Source organism: Vibrio sp. 1288 (assembly GCF_033344475.1).
This window is the reverse complement of record NZ_JAWPOX010000413.1, coordinates 1-759: the sequence shown is the minus strand read 5'-3', so window position 1 is coordinate 759 and position 759 is coordinate 1. Positions and strand designations below refer to the sequence as shown.

Sequence of the window (759 nt, the reverse complement as noted above, 5' to 3'; positions counted from 1 at the left end):
GATCGCAGAGCCAAACTATCTGGTATCTCAAATCAATCTGTTAAAGCGTGCGTTGGAAAAACGGCGCTAGAGCTCCAATCGCTTCTGCGATAGGGGTTTCACCATCATAAAGATCCATGTGATTTGCGCCGTCAACGACATACATGTGTTTATCCGTACTTGCCGCTCGTTCCATTAGGTTATCGCTCATCCATTTGCTGCCAGCCTCGCTACCGACAACGGTCAGCAATGGCTGAGTCAAGAACGCTTCTGCTTTGAAAAACGCATCGTAAGTGATGATTTGATTCAAACTACGTGCAGTTGCAAAGCCCGGCGCTGTGCAATAAGCCGCGCGGTCGGTGTGGTAATACTCCCACGCTTGGCGTAACTCTTCGTTTGGCGCGTCTTCTTCTTTTAACGGCGCCATTGGGATTGTGACAAACTCAGCGCCGCTCGCGTCTGAAGTTCTGGCGAGTGACCCCGCCTCGATGTAAGGGATGGCGTCGCTGTCTTTCACACTGTTATCCCAACCATTACGGAACATTTGACCGATATTAACCATGCTGACGGTACCGACAGCCTTAATTCGGCGGTCATTAATCGCTGCGTTCGCGGTGTAACCGGCACCTGCACAAATCCCCATTGCACCAATGCGTTCGTTATCTACGTAGTCAAGAGTGGTGAGATAATCGATAACGGCACTCACATCTTCGGTACGAATGTGAGGGTTTTCTAATTGGCGAGGCTCACCTGTACTTTCGCCCTGAAACGATGCGTCGA

At 50.5% G+C, this 759-nt stretch carries 1 protein-coding gene; it reads right to left on the bottom strand.

Features of this window, described 5'->3' with window-relative positions:
* Positions 1–40: 40 nt before the first annotated feature.
* A partial coding sequence (locus tag R8O11_RS27120; RefSeq protein ID WP_318194861.1) for an alpha/beta hydrolase occupies positions 41–759 on the bottom strand: 719 nt, incomplete at its 5' end.